The organism is Bacillus sp. NPDC060175, from assembly GCF_042728695.1.
In the GTDB taxonomy this organism is placed as follows: Bacteria; Bacillota; Bacilli; order Bacillales; family Bacillaceae_G; genus Bacillus_A.
Genome location: NZ_JBHWYR010000145.1, coordinates 1 through 6,488, shown reverse-complemented (window position 1 = coordinate 6,488; position 6,488 = coordinate 1). Strand labels below are relative to the sequence as shown.

Sequence of the window (6,488 nt, the reverse complement as noted above, 5' to 3'; positions counted from 1 at the left end):
GCTTACAACTAAATCATAGTTTTGAAAGTACCAAAGATCATCAAAATCTATAAAAAATAAAATACCGTCCTTCTCAACTGACACTATTTCCCCGTCTGTTTTCTCAGAAACAATTCCTAAAGAATATCCTGGCTGAATTGAGCTATTTCCTCCGTACCTTACAATAAAGTGAAACTTTAATCAGTGGGGGTTTTGTCCCTCCCCCACTGATTATTAGCCCACACCAATCGGGCATTTACGAGCAGTTAATCTCCTGCCTAACTCCCTTGTATTTGCTGAATTTTGAGGTGGGGGTCTTACTGCTCGCAAATAGCGGGGTAAATCAAATAGATTCATCATGCTTTATACGCAATTCTTCCTTAAACCATTGTAGAGCATCATGATCAATTGAAATTTTCATCTTCGCTCCTCCTGTTTACGCAAAATCTTTTTTGCCTAATCGTTGTTTTACAAAAATGACAAATATAATTAAAGCTATTAATCCTGAAATTGCACTGCCTGCGAATAAAATACGGTAACCAAATATTTGTGAAATAAATCCAAGTAAAATCGCACCTAATCCAATACCTAAATCAAATGCGGTAAAGAATGAGGCGTTAGCAACTCCTCTTTTACTCGGAGCAACAATTGTAAGCATCGCTGCTTGCAAAGCAGGCTGTGCTGAACCAAATCCAACACCGTATAATGCCGCTGCGATAATTACACCCATTAAACTATTTGAAATAGTTAATATAACTATAGCTAAAATGGTAATACATAGTGCCGGGAGTATGATAAATACTTCTCCATATTTATCTAATAATTTGCCTGAAATCGGCCTTACAATTGTTAAGGCAATTGCATATACAAGAAAGAACGTCCCAGGATTTACATCAATTGATGACGCAAATAACGGTAAAAATGTTGTTATGCCTCCGTATGCAAACGATAAAAAGAAAACAACAATTGTAATTGATAAAACGGATTTTTCAAATAGCTGAATTTTCCCTTTTTCTTTTTGTGGCGTGAATGGCATTTTCGTTATTAACGATAATACGACTGCCATAAAGGATAAAAGAGTTGCTAATAAGAATAGGCCATGAAATGAATAATTTTGTACAACCCATAATCCAATCATCGGGCCGATTGCCATTGCAATTGTCATCGCCATCCCATACCATCCCATTCCTTCACCACGGCGTGAATCTGGAATAATATCAGTTATAGCCGTACCAACAGCAGTTGTAGAAACGGCCCATGTCACGCCATGAATAACGCGTAAAACCGCTAAAAATATAATAGTTGTTGCTAAATTATAAGAAAACATTGTTAGTCCAAAAAAGATAAGTCCCCAAATAATAAAAGATTTCCTACCATATCTATCTAACATACCTCCAATAATCGGCCGTATCATTACTGCCGCTATTGTAAACATTCCCATCATCAGTCCAACTTGTGATTCATTTCCACCAATCTCTTTAATAAAGAGCGGGAGCGTTGGAACAAGTAAATAAAACCCTGTAAATAAAAATAACATTGCGATAGTCATTTGAATAAATGATTTCGTCCATAATCGTTCCATTAAAATCCCTCCATAAACACGTAAAATATTGCAATCAACACATCAATTGTATATGTTTCATATTCCTTTTCCCTCCGCTATTAGACGTATCTTTTCGTAATAAATGGTCCACCATCAATTCACATTGGTCTTACGACTTTGTACGTATGTTTCAACCGAAAGTCCTATCTATATGTATCTTTATAAGTATTAAAAGAATATACTACTTTATCATTGTAACTTAGGAGTGATCGTCTTCATGTGGGTATCACCAAGAATAACTGCCGTTGTCCCATCAGTTCCCTCAATACATGTTCCTGCCGTTCATACAGCTAGTTCTGATGTTGGTATCGAACTTCCTGCCGCTTGGCAACAATATCAATCGACTGACCAAGTCACCCCTTCATTTTGGTATCATGGTACACATCCTAGTAGCGCTACTTTTTATAGCCCTAGTTATCCAATACCTCCAACTCAAATTTTTTATCATTTCCCGTCAATTTACTTTCAAAATTTCTATGGTACTTTTAACATTTAAAAATAATATTACTCTTTATAATACAAAAAGCACCAAAGAAACCGTTTTTCCCGGTACCCTTGGTGCTTTTTAAATGCATTATTTATTGTCCATTATTGGAAGGAGCCTCTCCTGTGTTCCCGCCAGTAGTTGGTGGGGTTGGAGTTTCTTGGCCACCTCCAGTGGTTGGTGGATTTGGAGTTCCTGGGCCACCTCCAGTGGTTGGTGGATTTGGAGTTCCTTGACCACCTCCAGTGGTTGGCGGATTCGGAGTTCCTTGGCCACCTCCAGTAGTTGGTGGATTTGGAGTTCCTTGACCACCTCCAGTGGTTGGTGGGTTTGGAGTTCCTTGACCACCTCCAGTAGTTGGTGGATTTGGAGTTCCTTGACCATTTCCATTGTTTTGTTCATTTTGCTTATTCTGTTCATCTTGTTTCTTTTGCTCTTCTTGCTTCTTAAGTTCCTCTTGCTTCTTTTGCTCTTCTTGTTTCTTAAGTTCTTCCTGTTTCTTTAATTCCTCTTGATTTTTCTCTTCTTCAGTTTTTTGCTGTTGGTCTTGTTTTGGTTGTTCCGTTGTATCCGGTACGCTCGTATTTGGAGATGAATCACGTTTTTCACCTTTTATACGCAATTCACTACCTTCTTGAATAACACTACTTGGCATTTTAAAGCGTGATTTATCTGTAGCCATCTCGCTCATCATTTCTTTAAAGATCAACTGTGCAATTTTCGTATTTTTACTACTAATATACTCGTCTTTACCATCTTTCATATATCCAGTCCATACTGCCATCGTATATTGCGATGTATATCCTGCAAACCAACTATCACGAGTTGCACTTTCTGGAATTTTATATTGCGCTAGTTGTTTTGAATCATAGTTTGTTGTACCTGTTTTACCCGCGATATCTAAAGAACCTACATTTGCAGATGTACCCGTACCTGATGTAACTACAGAACGAAGCATATCGGTAATCATATACGCTGTAGAATCGGCCATAACTTGTTTTGGTTTTTGTCCAAAACTTTGTGACTTGCCGTCTGGATAAACTACTTTCTTAACAAAATGCGGCTTCGTATACTTACCATCATTACCAAATGCCGCATAAGCACCCGCTATTTCAGTTGGTGATACTTCGTTTGTACCAATCGCTGTAGATTCTGTCGGTGCTTTATTAAATGTAATACCTAGTTTCTCAGAGAAGTCTTTCGATTTACTAATCCCCACTTCTTTCGCTGTTTTAATAGCCGGGATATTTCGTGACATTTTCAATGCATCACGCATTGTAACTGATCCTAAATAATTTCTATCAGCATTTCTAACTTCTTGTCCTGTTGAATACTTAAATGGAGAGTCATCAATTTGGTGATAAGTAGCCCATTTTAAATATTCAATTGCAGGAGCATAGTCAAAAATTGGCTTCATCGTTGAACCAGCTGCACGATCTAATTCAATCGCCATATTATGACCTTTAAATACTGCTTTATTTTCGCCACGACCACTACCTATAGCGCGAACTTCCCCTGTTTTTGTATCCATAAATGTGAAAGCACCTTGGAATTTATCATTTGGATAATCAATAATATTTGTATTTAAAATATTATCAGCCAATTTCTGTGCTTTTGGATCCAACGTTGTATAAATTTCTAAACCATCAGAACCAATATTAGCATCTGGTAATTCTTTTTCTACTTCTTTCACAACCGCATCCATAAATGCAGGATATGGCATTGTTTGTTCAGTTACAGTCTTAAGCCCATCTGTTACTGGAACTTTTGATGCTTCTTCCATTTCTGCCTTTGTAATATAACCATGTCGATTCATTAAGTTTAGTACAGTATTTCTTCTTTCTGTTGCCCTTTCGACATTTTCTTTTTTCGTTGGATCATAGTTATTCGGTGCTTTCGGCAAACCGGCAAGCATCGCAACTTCTGGTAATGTTAAATCTTTTAATTCTTTACCGTAGTAGTTTTGCGCTGCTGTTGCGATTCCATATGAACGGTTACCTAAATTAATTTTATTTAAATACATCTCTAATATTTCATGTTTTGAATATTGTTGTTCTAGCTTATACGCTAAATATATTTCCTGAACCTTACGCTTTGACGTTTTTTCCATCGATAAGAAGTAATTTTTAATAACTTGCTGCGTTATCGTACTTCCACCTTGAGAGCCATAATCTCCTTTAAGACTGACTAAAACCGCACGGGCAGTACCTTTAAAGTCTACCCCGCTATGCTCGTAAAAACGTGCATCTTCTGTTGCTAAAAATGCATTTTCTACTAATTTTGGAATTTGATCATACGTAACATTCGTTCGCTTTTCTTTCCCATATTCATATACCAAATTCCCGTCTTTATCATAAATTTTTGAGGATAACGGATTAACAAGTTTTGATTTCTCAAGTTTTGGCGCATCCTTTATCATAACAAAAAAGGTAGCAACCCCTGCCACTAAACCTACAATACCAAGTAGTAAACAACTGATTAAAAATTTACGAAAAAACGATGTTTTACCTTTTGGTTTTGTTTTTTTAGAAGCTGGCTGTTTTTTCTTTTGAACTTGTCGTCGCTCCTCTCGAGAACGATAATTTTCTGACATGTTACTTTCTCCTGCCTTTCAATTCTCCCGTTGATTTACATAAAATATTGAGGTCACCTTCACAAATATACTTATATTTAGAAAGTTTATTAACCGGAAGCATTCAATATTTTCCCAATTCACAGATTATAAATTTTGGAATACTTCTTATACAAACTATATTCACCTCTATTTTCTTCTAATAATACCGCCCCTTAAAGCATAGAATGTAAGAAGTGAATTTTTAATACCTCGTATAAATAATATACCTTTTTTTCAAATGGTCAATATTTTCTTATTTATAAATCAAAGGTGAAATAAAAATAGCACAACGATATGTACTTCGTGTGAACTTCCTTATAATTACGTATAAAGAACATTTGATATATTGCATGTAAATATAATACCTCTTTAATTATTAGGATTTCAACAAGACAATCCCCTTATCTACAAGAAACCATCTAAAATGAAAAGTAAGGAGTTGCGTAATGATGAAGCTCTCTCCCGTTACCTCAAAAAATTTAGTTGCTGTTGGCTATAACCCTTTTTCAATGATTTTAAGAATCCAGCTAAAGAATAGTATGTATGATTTCTTTAACGTACCAGAAAGCATTTACACCGGCTTATTAAACGCACAATCTAAAAGTTATTACCATAATACTTATATTAAAAATTCTTTCCGCTACACTAAAATTTAAACTTGAGTAACATACAAAAAAGAAAGGAGGATAAAATCCCTCTTTCTTTTTTAATATTTTCAATATCCATTTATCATCTATTTCTCTTATTAATTTCATCGTACGCCCGAATTTGTTTTTTTAGGCGCTGATCGGCTTTTTTATCATGTACGACAAGAACTGCGTGTATAGCTCCTGGAACCCAGAATATTAGGGTTAAAATGAAATTAATAATCGCTTGAAAAGGCTTTCCGCAAAATAAAACAGCTACCGGCGGAAGAAGAATTGCCAATAAGTACATCATCTCTAAAAAAACCCCTTTTTGTTTATTTTCAATCCTTATTCGTTCATTTCCTACACTATCAAATCTACAAAGTTATATTATTTCCACAAATGCAAATTAGAACTCATTATTACGAGTATTAGATGTCTGAGTGAAAATAATTGAGAAACCACTCACTAACATACAAAAGCAATATTCACCTTTTCTTCTATGTACATATTCTACACCTATATGAAAAAGCCTACAAAAATGAAGTGACCCCTGAAAGTTAGACAGGTCGTTTCATTAGGCAGCCTCTAGGGTATGAGCCCGGTATTGTACCGGGCTCATACCCTTTAATTTTGCCTTAATTCTTTTATGATTATAGTATTCTATATACTTTGCTAATTCTTGTTTGAAATGTGTTATACTTTCAAATTCTTTTCGATACAGAAATTCTGATTTCATGATACCAAAGAAATTTTCAATAACGGCATTGTCATAACAGTTTCCTTTGCGAGACATACTTTGAGTAATGCCACAATTCTTAAGTGAATGACGGTATTGTTTCATTTGATAGTGCCAACCTTGATCAGAATGAATGAGGAGTTTATCCTGATCTGTTATACGTTCCAAAGCTTGATCTAACATCGCTGAAACAAGGGAATAGGTCGGTCTTGAACCAATTGTATAGGTAATAATTTCACTATTAAACAAATCCAACATTGGTGATAAGTATAACTTCTCCCCAAATAACTTAAACTCCGTAATATCTGTAACCCACTTTTCATTTGGTTTTACAGCTTGGAAGTTGCGATTTAAAATATTTGGCGCAATTTTCCCAACTGTCCCTTTGTAAGAGCGATATTTTTTCATACGAACAAGACATTTTAACCCTAATTCTTTCATAA

6 protein-coding genes and 1 pseudogene are annotated in these 6,488 nt (G+C 35.4%); 2 read left to right on the top strand and 5 right to left on the bottom strand.

Annotation, left to right across the window (positions count from 1 at the left end; translation table 11 throughout):
• Together ACFWDE_RS29560 and ACFWDE_RS29555 are read right to left on the bottom strand one after the other, a co-directional pair.
• Window positions 1–168, bottom strand: a pseudogene (locus ACFWDE_RS29560) (HesB/YadR/YfhF family protein); the annotation flags it as partial.
• Window positions 169–415: 247 nt separating this feature from the next.
• Complete coding sequence (locus tag ACFWDE_RS29555) at window positions 416–1,561, bottom strand: MFS transporter (RefSeq protein WP_377896275.1); 1,146 nt, start codon at window positions 1,559–1,561, stop codon at window positions 416–418.
• A gap of 238 nt (window positions 1,562–1,799) precedes the next feature.
• Here ACFWDE_RS29555 and ACFWDE_RS29550 point away from each other — a divergent pair, with 238 nt between their 5' ends.
• Complete coding sequence (locus ACFWDE_RS29550) at window positions 1,800–2,078, top strand: hypothetical protein (RefSeq protein WP_377896274.1); 279 nt, start codon at window positions 1,800–1,802, stop codon at window positions 2,076–2,078.
• Window positions 2,079–2,160: 82 nt separating this feature from the next.
• Here the strand turns inward: ACFWDE_RS29550 and ACFWDE_RS29545 are convergent, their stop codons facing one another.
• Window positions 2,161–4,659, bottom strand: a complete 2,499-nt coding sequence (locus ACFWDE_RS29545) for a transglycosylase domain-containing protein (protein WP_377896273.1) — start codon at window positions 4,657–4,659, stop codon at window positions 2,161–2,163.
• Window positions 4,660–5,126: 467 nt separating this feature from the next.
• Between ACFWDE_RS29545 and ACFWDE_RS29540 the strand changes: the two genes are divergently transcribed.
• Window positions 5,127–5,336, top strand: coding sequence for a KTSC domain-containing protein (locus ACFWDE_RS29540; RefSeq protein WP_377896272.1), 210 nt, complete (start codon window positions 5,127–5,129; stop codon window positions 5,334–5,336).
• Window positions 5,337–5,409: 73 nt separating this feature from the next.
• Here the strand turns inward: ACFWDE_RS29540 and ACFWDE_RS29535 are convergent, their stop codons facing one another.
• Both ACFWDE_RS29535 and ACFWDE_RS29530 read right to left on the bottom strand, forming a co-directional pair.
• Window positions 5,410–5,619 carry a YqaE/Pmp3 family membrane protein gene (locus tag ACFWDE_RS29535; RefSeq protein WP_377896271.1) on the bottom strand — a complete coding sequence of 70 codons (210 nt, stop codon included), beginning with the start codon at window positions 5,617–5,619 and terminating at the stop codon, window positions 5,410–5,412.
• Window positions 5,620–5,883: 264 nt separating this feature from the next.
• Window positions 5,884–6,488 (bottom strand): IS3 family transposase (locus ACFWDE_RS29530; protein WP_377896270.1); only part of this gene is annotated, 605 nt, incomplete at its 5' end.